At 62.7% G+C, this 14,080-nt stretch carries 14 protein-coding genes; 8 read left to right on the top strand and 6 right to left on the bottom strand.

Going from position 1 to position 14,080, the window contains the following annotated elements:
• Nucleotides 1–10: 10 nt before the first annotated feature.
• Entirely contained in the window at nucleotides 11–1,411 is a 1,401-nt protein-coding gene (gene thrC, locus ABID16_RS17165; RefSeq protein ID WP_354557589.1) for a threonine synthase, read from the bottom strand.
• A 310-nt stretch (nucleotides 1,412–1,721) separates the two neighbouring features.
• Here thrC and ABID16_RS17160 point away from each other — a divergent pair, with 310 nt between their 5' ends.
• Complete coding sequence (locus tag ABID16_RS17160; protein WP_354557588.1) at nucleotides 1,722–2,309, top strand: hypothetical protein; 588 nt, start codon at nucleotides 1,722–1,724, stop codon at nucleotides 2,307–2,309.
• Between the two features lie 103 nt (nucleotides 2,310–2,412).
• Here the strand turns inward: ABID16_RS17160 and ABID16_RS17155 are convergent, their stop codons facing one another.
• Complete coding sequence (locus ABID16_RS17155) at nucleotides 2,413–3,102, bottom strand: HAD family hydrolase (protein WP_354557587.1); 690 nt, start codon at nucleotides 3,100–3,102, stop codon at nucleotides 2,413–2,415.
• 199 nt (nucleotides 3,103–3,301) lie between these two features.
• On the opposite strand from ABID16_RS17155, the gene ABID16_RS17150 reads away from it, so the two are divergent.
• Nucleotides 3,302–3,547: a BrnA antitoxin family protein gene (locus ABID16_RS17150; protein ID WP_354557586.1), complete on the top strand. Its 246-nt coding sequence runs from the start codon at nucleotides 3,302–3,304 to the stop codon at nucleotides 3,545–3,547.
• Nucleotides 3,548–3,556: 9 nt separating this feature from the next.
• On the opposite strand, the gene ABID16_RS17145 is transcribed toward ABID16_RS17150, so the two are convergent.
• Both ABID16_RS17145 and mutY read right to left on the bottom strand, forming a co-directional pair.
• Nucleotides 3,557–4,171 (bottom strand): HAD family hydrolase, encoded by a 615-nt coding sequence (locus tag ABID16_RS17145; protein ID WP_354557585.1) that lies wholly within the window; start codon nucleotides 4,169–4,171, stop codon nucleotides 3,557–3,559.
• 46 nt (nucleotides 4,172–4,217) lie between these two features.
• Complete coding sequence (gene mutY / locus ABID16_RS17140) at nucleotides 4,218–5,333, bottom strand: A/G-specific adenine glycosylase (protein ID WP_435532441.1); 1,116 nt, start codon at nucleotides 5,331–5,333, stop codon at nucleotides 4,218–4,220.
• A 131-nt stretch (nucleotides 5,334–5,464) separates the two neighbouring features.
• Between mutY and ABID16_RS17135 the strand changes: the two genes are divergently transcribed.
• Complete coding sequence (locus ABID16_RS17135; protein WP_354557584.1) at nucleotides 5,465–5,965, top strand: DUF721 domain-containing protein; 501 nt, start codon at nucleotides 5,465–5,467, stop codon at nucleotides 5,963–5,965.
• Between the two features lie 101 nt (nucleotides 5,966–6,066).
• Nucleotides 6,067–7,185: an NADH:flavin oxidoreductase gene (locus tag ABID16_RS17130; protein WP_354557583.1), complete on the top strand. Its 1,119-nt coding sequence runs from the start codon at nucleotides 6,067–6,069 to the stop codon at nucleotides 7,183–7,185.
• A gap of 37 nt (nucleotides 7,186–7,222) precedes the next feature.
• Here the strand turns inward: ABID16_RS17130 and ABID16_RS17125 are convergent, their stop codons facing one another.
• Complete coding sequence (locus ABID16_RS17125) at nucleotides 7,223–7,726, bottom strand: acyloxyacyl hydrolase (RefSeq protein WP_354557582.1); 504 nt, start codon at nucleotides 7,724–7,726, stop codon at nucleotides 7,223–7,225.
• Nucleotides 7,727–8,088: 362 nt separating this feature from the next.
• On the opposite strand from ABID16_RS17125, the gene ABID16_RS17120 reads away from it, so the two are divergent.
• From ABID16_RS17120 to ABID16_RS17105, 4 genes are all read left to right on the top strand, one after another.
• Nucleotides 8,089–8,817, top strand: a complete 729-nt coding sequence (locus ABID16_RS17120; protein ID WP_354557581.1) for a DsbA family protein — start codon at nucleotides 8,089–8,091, stop codon at nucleotides 8,815–8,817.
• Nucleotides 8,818–9,120: 303 nt separating this feature from the next.
• Complete coding sequence (gene smc / locus ABID16_RS17115) at nucleotides 9,121–12,582, top strand: chromosome segregation protein SMC (RefSeq protein WP_354557580.1); 3,462 nt, start codon at nucleotides 9,121–9,123, stop codon at nucleotides 12,580–12,582.
• 249 nt (nucleotides 12,583–12,831) lie between these two features.
• The gene (locus ABID16_RS17110) at nucleotides 12,832–13,113 is read left to right on the top strand and encodes a type II toxin-antitoxin system RelE/ParE family toxin (RefSeq protein WP_354557579.1); all 282 of its coding nucleotides are present in this window, start codon (nucleotides 12,832–12,834) and stop codon (nucleotides 13,111–13,113) included.
• A gap of 9 nt (nucleotides 13,114–13,122) precedes the next feature.
• On the top strand, nucleotides 13,123–13,425 hold the full coding sequence (locus ABID16_RS17105) for a HigA family addiction module antitoxin (RefSeq protein ID WP_354557578.1): 303 nt from the start codon (nucleotides 13,123–13,125) through the stop codon (nucleotides 13,423–13,425).
• A gap of 4 nt (nucleotides 13,426–13,429) precedes the next feature.
• Here ABID16_RS17105 and ABID16_RS17100 read toward each other — a convergent pair whose 3' ends face one another.
• A complete protein-coding gene (locus tag ABID16_RS17100) occupies nucleotides 13,430–14,050 on the bottom strand; it encodes a DUF922 domain-containing Zn-dependent protease (protein ID WP_354557577.1) in 621 nt (206 codons plus the stop codon).
• Nucleotides 14,051–14,080 lie beyond the last annotated feature (30 nt).

The raw sequence follows: 14,080 nt of genomic DNA, 5'->3' as shown, positions 1-14,080 counted from the left end.
TTTCCGGCGTTCAATGTCCGGCAATCCGGGCTTTTCCGCCGATATAGGCCTCGACGGCATCAAGCTCAGCCTGCAAAACGTCGAAGCGCTCCTCCCTGTCCATCAAACCAGCAAGCCACGACGGAAGCGCCGGGTCAATACCGCTGGCCTTTTTCACTGCCGCCGGGAACTTGGCCGGGTGGGCGGTGGAGAGGACGATCATCGGCGCATCCGCCTTTAGATTGCGCTTTGCGGCGTGAATTGCAACAGCCGTGTGCGGATCGGCCAGATAGCCGGTTTCGGCCAGCACGGTCTTGATCGTCTTCTTGACCTCGGCTTCGGAGGCCCGCGTCGCCTTGAAGGCCTTGCGGATGGCCTTCAGGGTGCTCTCTTCGATGTCGAACGCGCCGGACTGTTTCAGCCCGCTCATGTAGCGCACGACTTCGCCGGCGTTACGGTCGGATGCTTCGTAAAGCAGACGTTCGAAGTTCGAGGAGATCTGGATATCCATCGAGGGCGACGTTGTCGCCTTGACGCTGCGCATCTCGTAGCGGCCCGTCTTCAGCGTGCGGGCGAGAATGTCGTTCTCGTTTGTGCCGATAACCAGCTTGGCAACCGGCAGACCCATCTGCTTGGCGACATAGCCGGCAAAGATATCGCCGAAATTGCCGGTCGGCACGGTGAAGGACACCTTGCGGTCCGGGCTGCCGACGGCAAGCGCTGCGGTGAAGTAATAGACCACCTGCGCCATGATGCGCGCCCAGTTGATGGAGTTCACACCGGAAAGCTGCACCTTGTCGCGGAACTTCACATCGCCGAACATCGCCTTCACGAGGTTCTGGCAGTCGTCGAAATTGCCCTTCACGGCGACCGGATAGGCGTTGGCGGCACCAGCCGTCGTCATCTGGCGCTGCTGCACCGGCGAGACCTTGCCTTCCGGGAAGAGCACGAAAATGTCGGTCCGGTCGCGTCCGGCAAAGGCGTCGATCGCGGCCCCGCCGGTATCGCCAGAGGTGGCGGCGACGATGGTGGCGCGTTCGCCGCGCTCCGTCAGCACATGGTCGAGCAGGCGGGCCAGCAACTGCATCGCCACATCCTTGAAGGCGAGCGTCGGGCCGTGGAACAGTTCCATGATGAAGACATTCGCATCCGTCTGCACAAGCGGCGTCACGGCCGGATGGCGGAAGGTCGCATAGGCCTCATCGATCATTCGGCGCAGGTCGGCCTTCTCGATGTCGCCGCCCACAAAGGGGGTGACGATCGCTTCGGCAATGTCCTGATAGGACTTGCCGCGCAGCTTGCGGATGTCCTTCTTGGAAAAATGCGGCCATTCCTTCGGGACATAAAGACCGCCATCGGCGGCGAGGCCCGCCAGAAGCGCGTCCGAAAAGCCAAGAACGGGCGCATCGCCGCGCGTCGAAATGTATTTCACTTCCCAAGTCCTCACAGTAAGGCAGCGTGCCGGGACGAAGCGCCGCCCCGCAATTTTCGACTGCTGCTATAAAGACTTTCCGCGCGGGCTGGAAGCGCTTTATCCTTGGTATTTCCGCGGGAAATGCCTGACTTGGGTCAGGTATAACCGGGGCGACAGCTTCCATTTCGTCAAAGGACGCGATAAATCAGAGGCAACGGCGAAAGCCTGATGCAATTCCGGGCAAAGTCATGATGCCTTTGCCTTCGGATTGCGATTGAACAGAGCGCAGGGCCGGCATGATGCCGGCGAGGTTTCGTGAAGGTGTGACATGACAGCGTTTGGTCTGGTTTCGAAGGGTTTGGTTGCCGCATCGCTCCTCGGGATGCTGGCGGCGTGCAGTACGGCTGATACGAAGAGCGCGCTGGGTCTCGGCGCCACGCAGGCGTCCGCTCCCCAGCCGACGGTCGTGCAGGGCAATTGCCCGCGCATCGTTCTGCGTGACGGAACGGCCTATCACGACGTCTATGTCGGCGGCACCAAGGCTGCTCCCGACGGGAGTATGGATCAGGCCAAGCTGATGTACCAGGCCTCCATTGCCAACACGACCCGCCAGTGCCGCCTCGAAGGCGGCCAGATGGCGATTACCGTCCAGGTCGCGGGCCGCATCGTCCTCGGACAGGCCGGCGCGAAGGGCAACGCCAAGCTGCCGATCCGCGTCGCCGTCACCGAAGGCGACAAGGTTCTCTTTTCGGAACTCGTGCCCTTCGAGGCAGCACTTCCGACCAGCGAGCCGGCGAGCCAGTTCCTGTTCTCCAAGGACAACGTAATGATTCCTGTCGGCGCCGACACCGCCATGATCTATGTCGGCTTCGACAACGGCTCCGATAAGGCTGCTACGAAAAAGAAGAAGAAGTAAGCGGCCTTCGCTGTTTCAGCGAACGGTCGCAGACTGGACCAAAAAAAGGGGCGTGATCGAACGCCCCTTTTTACATTTCAGGTTTGACCGCCTGCGGCGGTCGTCACACCAGTTCGTGCCAGCCTGACAGCGCTTCGATTGTCGCCGGCAGTTCGCTCATGCGTGCGATCACCGTTTCCGCACCCGCCTCAGTCAGCTTGTCGGCATGCGACGGATAGGTATGCGACGCTCCGGTGAAGCCTACGACGCGCATGCCGGCGGCGCGGGCTGCGGTCACGCCATGCACCGAATCCTCAACGACGATGGTCTTGGCAGGGCTGACATTCATCTGCGCCGCACCATGCAGGAAAATGTCCGGCTTCGGCTTCACCCGATCCGCACCCAGATCCTTCGCCGAATAGACATGCCCCTCGAAATAGGGCTTCAGCCCGACGCGCGTCAGCATGGCGTCCAGGCGCTGCGTGCTGGAGTTCGAGCAGACACAGCGCGGTAGCGTGATCCGCGAGAGCGCGAACTTCACGCCGTCGATGATCTTCACCTCGTTGGCAAGCTTCTGGTCCAGAAGCTTCTCCGATTTGTCCAGCAGCGACGCTGAAAGCGGAATGGAGGCTTCGGCCTCGACAGCCAGAAGAATGTTCTTCCAGGTCATGCCGGCAAAGCGCTCGCCCATTTCCTCCACCGAGATCGGGTAACCGGCCTCGGTCAGAAGCGCGGATTCCACCCGCGCTGCGATGATCTCGGAATCGACGAGCACGCCGTCGCAATCGAAAATGATGAGGTCGAAGCCGTTCATGATGGTCCAGACGTGAAATGGAAACGGGAATTGTGCGGGCAACCGCCAAACAAGCGCGCCCTTTAGACGAAACTATGGCTTGAGGCAACGGTGCTCGCCGGAGGGACGATCGGCAATTAGATTTGGAGCGATGACGAAAACAATTAGCCACACGATCGCAACGCTTCCCCAGCTGTCCGAGGAGGCCCGGGCGCGCCTTGTGGCGCTGCGCGACCAGCCGGATGCGGAAACCGATCTTTCCGATATCGCGGAATTGGATCCAGCGCGGTTCGATAATGCTGTTCGGGGCAGATTCTACCGCCCCGTGAAGCAACAGATAACGGCTCGCATTGATGCTGACGTGCTGGACTGGCTCAAGTCCGAGGGCAAGGGTTATCAGTCGCGCCTGAACGCCATCCTTCGTCGCGAAATGCTGGCCGCATCTGCGCGACGAAAGAAGTCCTGAGTCTGCCGCTTACGCCGCAATCCCGTATTCCGCGAGATCCTGCCGCAGCTTGTCCGCGCCCGTGAAGACAACCGCCTGCCAGCCACAGCCTTTTGCGCCGACGATATTCGGTGGGCTGTCGTCGATAAAAAGGCACGCCTTCGGATCGAGATCGAAGGCCTTGGCATGGGTCTCGTAGATCGCCGCATCCGGCTTGATCAGACCAACGCGCGCCGAAACCGTGACCCCGCGCGGGGCATGCAGGAAGTCGTACATGTCTTGCGCTTCCGCAAACGTGTCGTCGGCGAAATTCGTCAGCATCGTCACGTCATGACCGTCGGCAATCAGCTTCCGCATGATTGCGACGCTGCCGTCATAGGCATGCGGCACCATTTCATGCCAGTGCTTGCGGAAAGCGCGGATTTGCTCCTCGCGCTCTGGATAGGACTCGATCAGCAGCGCCTCGGCTTCAGCCCAGGTGCGGCCGCGGTCCTGCTCGACGTTCCAGTCATGCGTGCAGACATTGTCGAAAAACCAGCGCCGCTCGGTCTCGTCCGGAATCAATCGGCTGAAGGGGAGGTTGGGATCGTAGTGGATCAGGACCTTGCCGATGTCGAAGACGATGTGGCGAATTTCGGGTTTCATGCAGAACCTTTCTCAAAAACCTGTCGGGCCAAAGCAATGCCCGGTATCAGAACGCGCCGGGAATAGCGGCCTCGATTGCTTTTTTCATGACAGTCGGCAGCGCTTCGCGATCAAGATTTTCGATTTTGCGCCAGAAGCCGTGATCGACCGCCTTGCCTTCCGTTTCGGCGACATGAACCGTCAGCCGCAATTCGAAATGCGTGAACACATGGGTGACCACGCCGGCCGGCCGCCAATCCGCAGGAAAAGGCGCGGCCGATAAATCGGTCGCGCCATCTTCGCGTGCCGTCCAGCGGCTGCCCGGCACTTCGGCCATGCCGCCGAGCAGACCCTCGGGCGGACGGGTACGCAACAGGACTTCCCCCTTGCCGTTGATGGCCACAAACGCTGATCCGACGCGCACGGGCCGCGCCTTCTTCGTTGCCTTCACGGGATAGAGTTCCGGCTCACCTTCTTTCAGCGCCTGACAGTCATCCGTCAGCGGGCAGAGTACGCAGGCCGGCCGCTTCGGCGTGCAGATCGTCGCGCCGAGATCCATCATGGCTTGAGCGAAATCACCCGGCCGATCGGAGGGTGTCAATTCCACCACGCGCATTTTCATCTGGGGCTTCGAACCGGGCAGGGGCTCGCCGATCGTGTAGAGCCGCGAGATGACCCGCTCGACATTCCCGTCCATCACCGCCGCCGGGCGGTCGAAGGCAATCGCTGCGATGGCTGCAGAAGTATAGTCGCCGACGCCCGGCAGCGCGCGCAGGCCCTCGACCGTATCGGGAAAAACGCCGCCATGATCGCTGGCGACCGCTTCCGCGCATTTCTTCAGATTGCGGGCACGCGCGTAATAGCCAAGCCCCGCCCAGGCCTTCATCACATCTTCGACCGGTGCCGCCGCGAGATCGTTGACAGTCGGCCAGAGCGCGGTGAATTTCTCGAAGTAGGCCTTCACGGCCTGGACGGTCGTTTGCTGCAGCATGACTTCCGAAAGCCAGACGCGATAGGTATCGGGTTTGACACCCTTCCGCGCTGCAGCCGGGCTCACCCGCCAGGGAAGCTCGCGATGGTGCCGGTCATACCAGGCGACGAGCACGTCACTGAGGTCTTTCTGCAAGGTCTGGAGCTCCGTCGCCTCTTCAGCCGTCAGGCCGGCGATCTGCGCCCGCTTCAACCGGGACGCCTATCTTTTTGTTTTCACACAATTCCACAAACGAATCCGGTTCGCACTTTCGGCCGAATTGCGTTATATGTGCCGACGCAAGCCGCATGGTTCAAGAAGAACCGGCGCCAGGGGCCAAGAACATGGTGGAAAGACGACGGGGCGCGCAGCAGATCGCCAATGTGGCCAATGGCCTCATCGATCCCGTTCTCGCGCGCCGTGCCGGCATCAATACGGCGCTGCTGAGTTCATGGCCGGAAATCGCCGGCCCCCAGTTCGCCGATTGCACCCGGCCGGAAAAGATCGCCTGGGCGCGCCGCGACGAGGCCGGAGACGGTCGCCCGCAGCCGGGGGTCCTCACCGTCGCCTGCGAAGGGTCGCGCGCCCTCTTCCTCACCCATGCACAGGGCGAGCTTATCGCCCGCATCAATTCCTTCTTCGGCTTCGCCGCCATCCGGCAACTGCGCATCGTGCAGAAGCCCGTTGCGCCACAGCCGAAGAGCCGGCCGCTTCGCCCGCTGGACGCTATTGCTGCCTCCAGGCTGGAAGATATGGTCGATGGCATGGACGACGGTCGGCTGAAGGAGGCGATCATGCGTCTCGGTCGCGGCGTGCTTTCCAGCCGCAAACGCCCTCAGAGATGACACCGGCTCTTTGTGAAATTTTGATTGCAAGAAAGTAAGGGTGCTTGACCTTTCAAGCTGGCGACATACCTAAGCAGCTCCGACCGATGGAGTACGCCCGCATGACAACTTCTCCCAACGAAACGCTTTTCCGCCCCTTCCGCCTTGGCTCCATGGAGCTGAAGAACCGCATCGTCATGGCTCCCATGACCCGCTCATTCGCCCCCAAAGGGGTGCCGGGCCGCCACAATGCCGATTATTACGCCAGACGCGCCGCGGGCAATGTCGGTCTCATCCTGTCGGAGGGCACGGTCATCGATCGGCCCATCTCGCGCAACGATCCCGGCATTCCGTTCTTCCACGGTGAAGAGGCCCTTGCAGGCTGGAAACTGGTGATCGACGCCGTCCATGCCGCCGGCGGCCGCATGGGCCCGCAGATCTGGCACACCGGTTCGACGATCGGCAAGCCTGACTGGGACCCGGGTCATCCGGTCGAAAGCCCCTCGGGTATTCTCGCCCCCGGCAAGCCCCGCGGCGAAGCGATGAGCGAGGAGGCGATTGCCGACGCAGTGTCCGCCTTCGCCCGCGCTGCCGCCGATGCGAAGCGCCTCGGCTTCGACATGGTGGAGCTCCACGGCGCTCATGGTTACCTCATCGACCAGTTCTTCTGGTCCGGCACGAATGAACGCACCGACCGTTATGGCGGCGCGACGCTCAAGGAACGTTCGCGTTTTGCAGCCGAAGTGGTGGCCGCCGTGCGCGCCGCCGTCGGTCCCGACCTGCCGGTCAGCCTCCGCGTCAGCCAGTGGAAGCAGCAGGATTATGCGGTGCGTCTCGCCGAGACGCCGGATGCGATGGCCGAGTGGCTTGTGCCGCTGGTCGAGGCGGGCGCCAATCTCCTGCATTGCTCGCAGCGCCGCTTCTGGGAGCCGGAATTCCCTGAAATCGACGGCGAAAATGGCCTGAACTTCGCCGGCTGGGCGAAGAAGCTCACGGGTGCCGCGACGATCAGCGTCGGCTCGGTCAGCCTGTCGAACGACTTCTTCAACGCCTTTGCCGGCCGCAACGCCGCCTCCACCGGCCTTGAGCAGCTCACCGCCCGCATGGAGCGCGACGAGTTCGATCTGATTGCCGTCGGCCGTGCCCTCATCAGCGATCCGAACTGGGTCGAAAAGGTCCGCACCGGCAAACTCGGCAACCTGGCCGGATTCGAACCCTCCGCGCTGGCGGAACTGGTCTGACATGCAAGGAGGCGGGCGGCGAGTGCAAGTCGCCCGCCTATTCGAACGTTTTCGAGAACCTCAGCTGAATGCTTTCGATGCCGGGGTTCTTGCGTCCGAGCCCGGCGTTCGAACGGTGATCGTAGGAAATGGAAAGCTGCGCTCCATTATCGGTCACAAACCCCAGCTCCACTCCGGACCGAAAGACCAGCGGGTAGCCGAGGTCGAAGCCGTTGCCTTTCATGTAAAGGCCGGGAATGAAGGAAAAACCCGCAAAGAAGTCGCGCTCGCCGATCGAGAAATTCGTCTGCTGGTAAAGACCAGCGCCAACAAAGGTCGCTCCGCCCGTGCCCACGGAAAAATCGACGATCGGGTTAAAGCGGTTCAGCACCCGTGCGAAACTGTAGGACACGCGCGCTTCGCCGCCGACGACGCGTCCGCGCGATTGCAGAAACCCTTGCGTGAAGGTCACGCGGTTGGCTGCGTCGCCATGCTTTACGGAAAAGGAATTTCCTTCATAGTCGCTCGAGACGAGCGACATGAGCCAGAATGCTATCGCCATCTTGGCGTCCATCGTATCCTCATCCGATGTGCATTCGAACCGTGTCCGCATCCGGCCACGTCAGGGCCGCGAAGCAGTAATATCCATTAGTAAGCCAGCGGAACCGACAGACAAGTCGGAAAATTGTATTCTCTCAAGAAAACGTGATCCTGAGTTGAACGCCGCGCGCAATGCCGGATTTTGAACGCTTTCAGCGTTTCGCGGCGCCGCGTCTCCTCGGTCACCGCAATCCTGTCTTAATTTTCATGATTTGTGCTTTGACTTGCCGGCACCCATCGGCAAAAGGTGCAGATCAGAGCGACTTGAAAGCGGAAATGGTCCGTTTTAGAGAAGCAATGCTTCAAACAACTGGATATTTGACGATGAACAACCTCATGCTGACCAAGCGTCATCTCCTCGGCGGGATCGCTCTTGCTTCTTCCGCTGCCGTTCTGGCCGCCTGCAACGGCAAGGACGACAACAAGGAGAGCGCGGCCAAGGATGCAAATCCGGGCATCGACAACACCAAGACCGCCTCCACCTCGGATGTTCCGAAGTCCGACGGCTCCGTCGATGTGGCCAAGCTGATGGCGCCGGGCGCTCTGCCGGAAATGTCGATCGGCAAGGCCGATGCGCCAGTCACCATCGTCGAATACATGTCGATGACCTGCCCGCATTGCGCGCGCTTCCAGAAGGATACGTTCCCGGGCATCAAGACGAAGTATGTCGACACCGGCAAGGTGCGCTATATCCTGCGCGAATTCCCGCTCGACCCGGTCGCTGCCGCCGCCATCATGCTGGCCCGCTGCGCTCCGCCGGAACAGTATTTCCCCTTCGTCGATGTTCTCTTCCAGCAGCAGATGAGCTGGGCGGCAGCCGACGACAAGCGCGCCTCGCTGATGCAGATGTCCAAGCTTGCCGGTTTTACACAGGAGAGCTTCAACGCCTGCTTGACGAACCAGAAGCTTCTGGATGATGTGAACGCGGTTCGCGAAAAGGGCGCGAAGGATTTCGGCGTCAACGCAACGCCGACCTTCTTCGTCAACGGCGCGCGTTATGCAGGGGAAATGACGGTTGACCAGATGTCGGCCATCATCGACAGCAAGCTTTAAGCGCAGTCATTTTGGGAAACCGGGCCGCGGCGGTAGCCGCGCGCCCGGTTTTTCGTTGTCTGGACGCAGCGTATGTGGCGCACCCCTCTCTGTCAGCTTCGCTGACATCTCCCCCTCAAGGGGGGAGAGCGGGAGTCTGAGGCTCGCTGCCCACGAACGATCAACCGTTGCTACGGTTGCTACGGATAGTGGCGTTCAATGGCGCGAAGGTGCTGTCCGCGCGCTCCACTCTCCCCCCTTGAGGGGGAGTTGTCACGCAGTGACAGAGGGGGGTGCCCCACGGCACGCCATCGGAGCGGCCCCATGAAATTCAACAAGCTCCGCCTCCTTGGCTTCAAATCCTTCGTCGAGCCCTCCGAATTCGTCATCGAAGCCGGCCTCACCGGCGTCGTTGGCCCGAACGGCTGCGGCAAGTCGAACCTTGTCGAGGCGCTGCGTTGGGTGATGGGGGAAAATTCCTACAAGAACATGCGCGCCTCGGGCATGGATGACGTCATCTTCTCCGGCTCCGGCAATCGTCCGGCCCGCAACACGGCGGAAGTCGGCCTCTATCTCGACAATTCCGACCGCACCGCGCCCGCCGCCTTCAACGATGCCGACGAAATCCAGGTGACGCGCCGCATCGAGCGCGAGCAGGGTTCCGTCTATCGCATCAACGGCAAGGAAGCCCGGGCCAAGGATGTGCAGCTTCTCTTCGCCGATGCCTCGACCGGCGCGCGCTCGCCCTCCATGGTCGGCCAGGGCCGCATCGGCGAACTCATTCAGGCCAAGCCCCAGGCGCGCCGGCAATTGCTGGAAGAGGCTGCCGGCATTTCCGGCCTCCATTCCCGCCGCCATGAGGCGGAACTGCGGTTGCGCGCCGCCGAAACCAATCTGGAACGTCTCGATGACGTGACGGCGCAGCTCGAAAGCCAGATCGAGAGCCTGAAGCGTCAGGCCCGTCAGGCGACGCGCTTCAAGCAGCTCTCCGCCGATATCCGTGCCCGCGACGCCATGCTCTATCACATCCAGTGGACGGATGCGAAACAGGCCGAGACGGAAGCAACTTCCGCCCTGAATGAGGTCACCTCCATCGTCGCCGAACGCGCGCAGGCGCAAGCGGAGATGGCGAAGAACCAGGCGGTGGCCGGTCTTCACCTGCCGGAACTGCGTGAAGATGAAGCCCGCGCCGCCGCCGCGCTGCAACGCCTGCAGATCGCCCGCACGCAGCTGGAGGAAGAAGCCTCCCGCATGGCCCGCCGCCGCGACGAACTGGAGCGCCGTCTGCTTCAGCTTTCGGGCGATATCGCCCGCGAAGAGCAGTTGCTGGCCGACAATGCCCGCTTCCTTGCCGAACTCGATGCGGAGGAGGGAGATCTTGCTGCGGAAGTGGAAGCTGCGGCAGAGCGCGCCGAGGAGCTGGCCGCTGCCGTGGCCGAGGCCGGCGGCGCGCTGGCCGAGGCCGAAAGCGTCTTTTCAAGCCTCACCGCCGAGCGCGCCGAAGCCGCCGCCTCGCGCCAGCAGATGGAACGCTGGCTCTTCGACCTGACCGAACGCGCCGGCCGCCTGACGCGCCAACTGCAGGACGCCGCCCGCGACCTCGACGCCGCCGAGCGCGCCATTGCCGACATGCCTGACCCGTCCGCCCACCGCGAGGAGGTCGCGGAGCTGGAGATCACGCTGGAGGAGGGAGCGGAAGCGATTGCCGCTGCAGAGAATGCCCTTGCCACCGCGCGCGAAGGCGAGGCGGAGGCCCGCCGCGGCGTCGAAAACGCCCGCCAGGCACTCAACGGTCTGGAAACCGAGGCGCGCACCATCGAGCGCATGCTGGAGGCCGGCTCCGCCGGCAGCGATCATACGCCCGTCGCCGATCTCCTCTCCGTCGATCGCGGCTATGAAACAGCACTTGGTGCGGCACTCGGCGAAGACATCGACGCGCCCGCCGACGCCCGCGCTGCCCGCCATTGGGGCGCGCCACTGAGCGCTGCAAGCGATCCCGCATTGCCCGAAGGCGTTGCGCCGCTTATCCGTTTCGTCCGTGCGCCAAAAGAGCTTGCCCGGCGTCTCTCCCAAGTCGGCGTCGTGGCCGCAGGCGAGGGGGCGTCCAAACAGGCGCTTCTGAAACCCGGCCAGCGGCTGGTCTCGAAGGAAGGTGCGCTTTGGCGCTGGGACGGGTTCGTGTCAGGGGCAGACGCGCCGGGCGCGGCGGCATTGCGGCTGGAACAGAAGAACCGGCTTGCAGCGCTGGCAGACGAGATCGTTTCCGCTCGCGAGACGCTGCTGACCGCCGAGACCGCGCACCGCGCCGCAGCGCAAGCCGTGGCGCTCACCGAGGCGCAACTGCGCGACGCCCGCGAGGCCGAGCGCCACACCCAGCGCCGTCTCGTCGAAGCCCGCGATGCGCTCTCCAGGGCCGAACGCGCGGCGCTTGAAGTCGCCCGCCGTCGCGATACGCTGGCGGAAAATGTCGAGCGGCTGAAGGGCGAGATCGAGGACCTGAAGGTTCAGGAAGACGAGGCCCGCGAAGCCATAGCCGACACGCCCGACCTCTCCGGCCTCGACCTGAAGCTGGCGCAGGCGCAGGCCGATGTCGCCGCCGGTCGCGGACGGCTCGCCGAAGCGCGCGCCGCGCATGACGGTCTCGCCCGCGAAAACGACATGCGCCGCCGCCGTATCGGCGCGATTGCGCAGGAGCGCGCCGCCTGGACCGCCCGCGCCGCCAATGCGCAGACGCAGATCGCGGCGCTGAAGGCGCGCGGCGAAGAGGCCCGCGACGAGCTGGAGGGGCTGGAAGACGCTCCGGAAGAACTCGACGACAAGCGCCGCCGCCTGCTCGACGAACTGGTGAAGGCAGACGCTGCCCGCAAGGCCGCCGCCGACCGCCTCGTTCTCGCCGAAACCGCCGGCCGCGATGCCGATCAGGCCGCCGCCATGGCCCTATCAGCGCTCGCCGAAGCGCGCGAAAAGCGCGGCCGCGCCGAAGAACGTCTCGTCTCCGCCCGCGAGCGCCGCGAGGATGTCGAAAACCGCATCCGCCACACACTTCAAATCGAGCCGCACGAGGTCTTCCGCCTCACCGGCCGTCCGCACGGCGCGCCGCTGCCCGATCCGCGCACGGTGGAAATCGAACTCGACCGCCTGCGCATCGAGCGCGAGCGGCTGGGCGCGGTCAACCTCCGCGCCGAAGAGGAGCAGATCGAGCTCTCCGATCGCCTGAAGGCCCTGATCCGCGAGCGCGACGACGTGGTGGATGCCATCCGCAAGCTGCGCGCCGCCATCCAGAATCTCAACAAGGAAGGCCGCGAACGGCTGATTGCCGCCTTCGATGTGGTGAACGCCCAGTTCCAGCGCCTCTTCACCCATCTTTTCGGCGGTGGTACGGCCGAACTGCAACTCATCGAAAGCGACGATCCGCTGGAAGCGGGCTTGGAAATCCTCGCCCGCCCGCCGGGCAAGAAGCCGCAGACGATGACGCTGCTCTCCGGCGGCGAACAGGCGCTGACCGCGCTCGCCCTCATCTTCGCCGTCTTCCTCACCAATCCCGCGCCGATCTGCGTGCTGGACGAAGTCGACGCGCCGCTCGACGATCACAATGTCGAGCGCTATTGCAACCTCATGGACGAAATGTCCGCCTCCACCGAAACCCGCTTCGTCGTCATCACCCACAACCCCATCACCATGGCCCGCATGGACAGACTTTTTGGGGTGACGATGGCCGAACAGGGCGTGTCGCAGCTCGTCTCGGTGGACCTGCAGACGGCGGAGCAGCTGCGCGAGGCGGGGTGAGGCCGATGGACGCATCGGACAAGAGAACGGCCTCACTGGAGGCATTGCGATTGATGAAGGAGAGGCGCGAACTTTTTCATGATCCGAATGCGCCCGCGGCTGACTCACTCGGGGCTGAATTCTGGAAGGCCGCTGTTGTGGAGCCTGCCAAACGTCGTAGCCTTGACGACGAGGCATGGCCGCCCGAACCGTCATCTTGACGAATGCTTTGGTATCGAGCAATGATACTAAATTCTTTGGTGTCGTCGCATGATCGTTTCGTTCAAGGACAAGCAGGCGGCCGCCGTTGCCGATGGAACTGTTCGCAAGGGCTTTCCCATGGAGATGGTTCGGCGTGCGCAACAGCTCCTTGCCGTGATGGAAGCGGCAACATCCATAGGGGATCTTCGTTCGCCACCTGGAAATCGTCTTGAGAAGCTCTCCGGCGACCGGGAAGGGCAGCATTCCGTCCGGATAAACAAACAATGGCGGATTTGTTTTGTGTGGACGGAGCAGGGCCCGAGAGATGTCGAAATTGTGGACTATCACTGAGGAACAACGATGAAGCCGGCTGACAAATTGCCCCCGATACATCCCGGTGAAATCCTGCGGGAACTCTATCTGGAGCCGCTGGAGCTGACGCCCTATGCCTTGGCGAAGCAGCTTCACATTCCCCGCACGCGAATAGAGCGGATCGTCGCCGAGAAATCGGGAGTAACGACGGATACGGCGCTGCGGCTGGCGAAATATTTCCGCACGTCACCGGAATTCTGGACCAACCTTCAATCGGCTTATGAATTGAAGGTGGACTCAAAGCGATTGGCGGAGGAGCTTGCTGCGATCCGCGAGATCGAGGCGGCCTGACCGCTCATCCCCCATAAACAAACGTCATCACCAGCTGCCGCACATTGCCTCCATCGCCCATCTCCGTCTTATCGAACGCCGCGTCCTTGCCGCTCTTCTCCTTGAAGGCTGCGCCCATGCGACGCGTCAGTTCCGCGCGGACCTTTTTGCAAGTCGGATCGTTCGCAGCACTCAGGTTCGAGGTCTCCGCCACCATGCGACGAACCATCTGCATGATGAACTGGCCGTGCTGGCGCTCATGCGCCTCTATGCCGGCTTCGAATGTGTTCCAGTTGGCCTTTACCGAAGGCGCCAGCTTTCCGGAGGGCTTGGGGAAGCGGTAGATGATGGTGACATTGGGAATGTTCCGGGCCAACCGGCAGGCTCCGGTCGCGTCGCTCTCGTAGGCGCGGTCCCAGGTCAGCTTGAAATCCGTATAGGCAATGGCGCGCACCTTGCCGCCGCGCACCATCGGACCCTTGTCGCCAATGGACTTGTAGAGATCGAGTTCGCTCTGGCCGGATATCGCGTAGCGCTCGATCTTTTCGGTCGGCTTCCAGCCGCTTGGCTCCTGTGCAGCGAGCGGGGATGTGGCCACGGGAGACATGGCAAGCGCAAATGCGAGGGCCAGAACGGTCCGGGACATGCAGAGCGAATCCTTCTTCAAATGATGAAA

Origin of the sequence: Limnomicrobium aquaticum (genome assembly GCF_040545545.1) — a bacterium.
Classification (GTDB): Bacteria; Pseudomonadota; Alphaproteobacteria; order Rhizobiales; family Rhizobiaceae; genus Ensifer_A; species Ensifer_A aquaticum.
The sequence above is the reverse complement of the archived record's forward strand: the minus strand, read 5'-3'. Positions and strand labels throughout refer to the sequence as shown.

Bases quoted from the DNA above. Each gene is read 5' to 3' on its own strand.
- ABID16_RS17160 (WP_354557588.1), top strand. From the start codon at position 1,722: ATGACAGCGTTTGGTCTGGTTTCGAAGGGTTTGGTTGCCGCATCGCTC.
- ABID16_RS17155 (WP_354557587.1), bottom strand. From the start codon at position 3,102: ATGAACGGCTTCGACCTCATCATTTTCGATTGCGACGGCGTGCTCGTC.
- ABID16_RS17145 (WP_354557585.1), bottom strand. From the start codon at position 4,171: ATGAAACCCGAAATTCGCCACATCGTCTTCGACATCGGCAAGGTCCTG.
- ABID16_RS17135 (WP_354557584.1), top strand. From the start codon at position 5,465: ATGGTGGAAAGACGACGGGGCGCGCAGCAGATCGCCAATGTGGCCAAT.
- ABID16_RS17130 (WP_354557583.1), top strand. From the start codon at position 6,067: ATGACAACTTCTCCCAACGAAACGCTTTTCCGCCCCTTCCGCCTTGGC.
- ABID16_RS17125 (WP_354557582.1), bottom strand. From the start codon at position 7,726: ATGGCGATAGCATTCTGGCTCATGTCGCTCGTCTCGAGCGACTATGAA.
- ABID16_RS17120 (WP_354557581.1), top strand. From the start codon at position 8,089: ATGAACAACCTCATGCTGACCAAGCGTCATCTCCTCGGCGGGATCGCT.
- smc (WP_354557580.1), top strand. From the start codon at position 9,121: ATGAAATTCAACAAGCTCCGCCTCCTTGGCTTCAAATCCTTCGTCGAG.
- ABID16_RS17110 (WP_354557579.1), top strand. From the start codon at position 12,832: ATGATCGTTTCGTTCAAGGACAAGCAGGCGGCCGCCGTTGCCGATGGA.
- ABID16_RS17105 (WP_354557578.1), top strand. From the start codon at position 13,123: ATGAAGCCGGCTGACAAATTGCCCCCGATACATCCCGGTGAAATCCTG.
- ABID16_RS17100 (WP_354557577.1), bottom strand. From the start codon at position 14,050: ATGTCCCGGACCGTTCTGGCCCTCGCATTTGCGCTTGCCATGTCTCCC.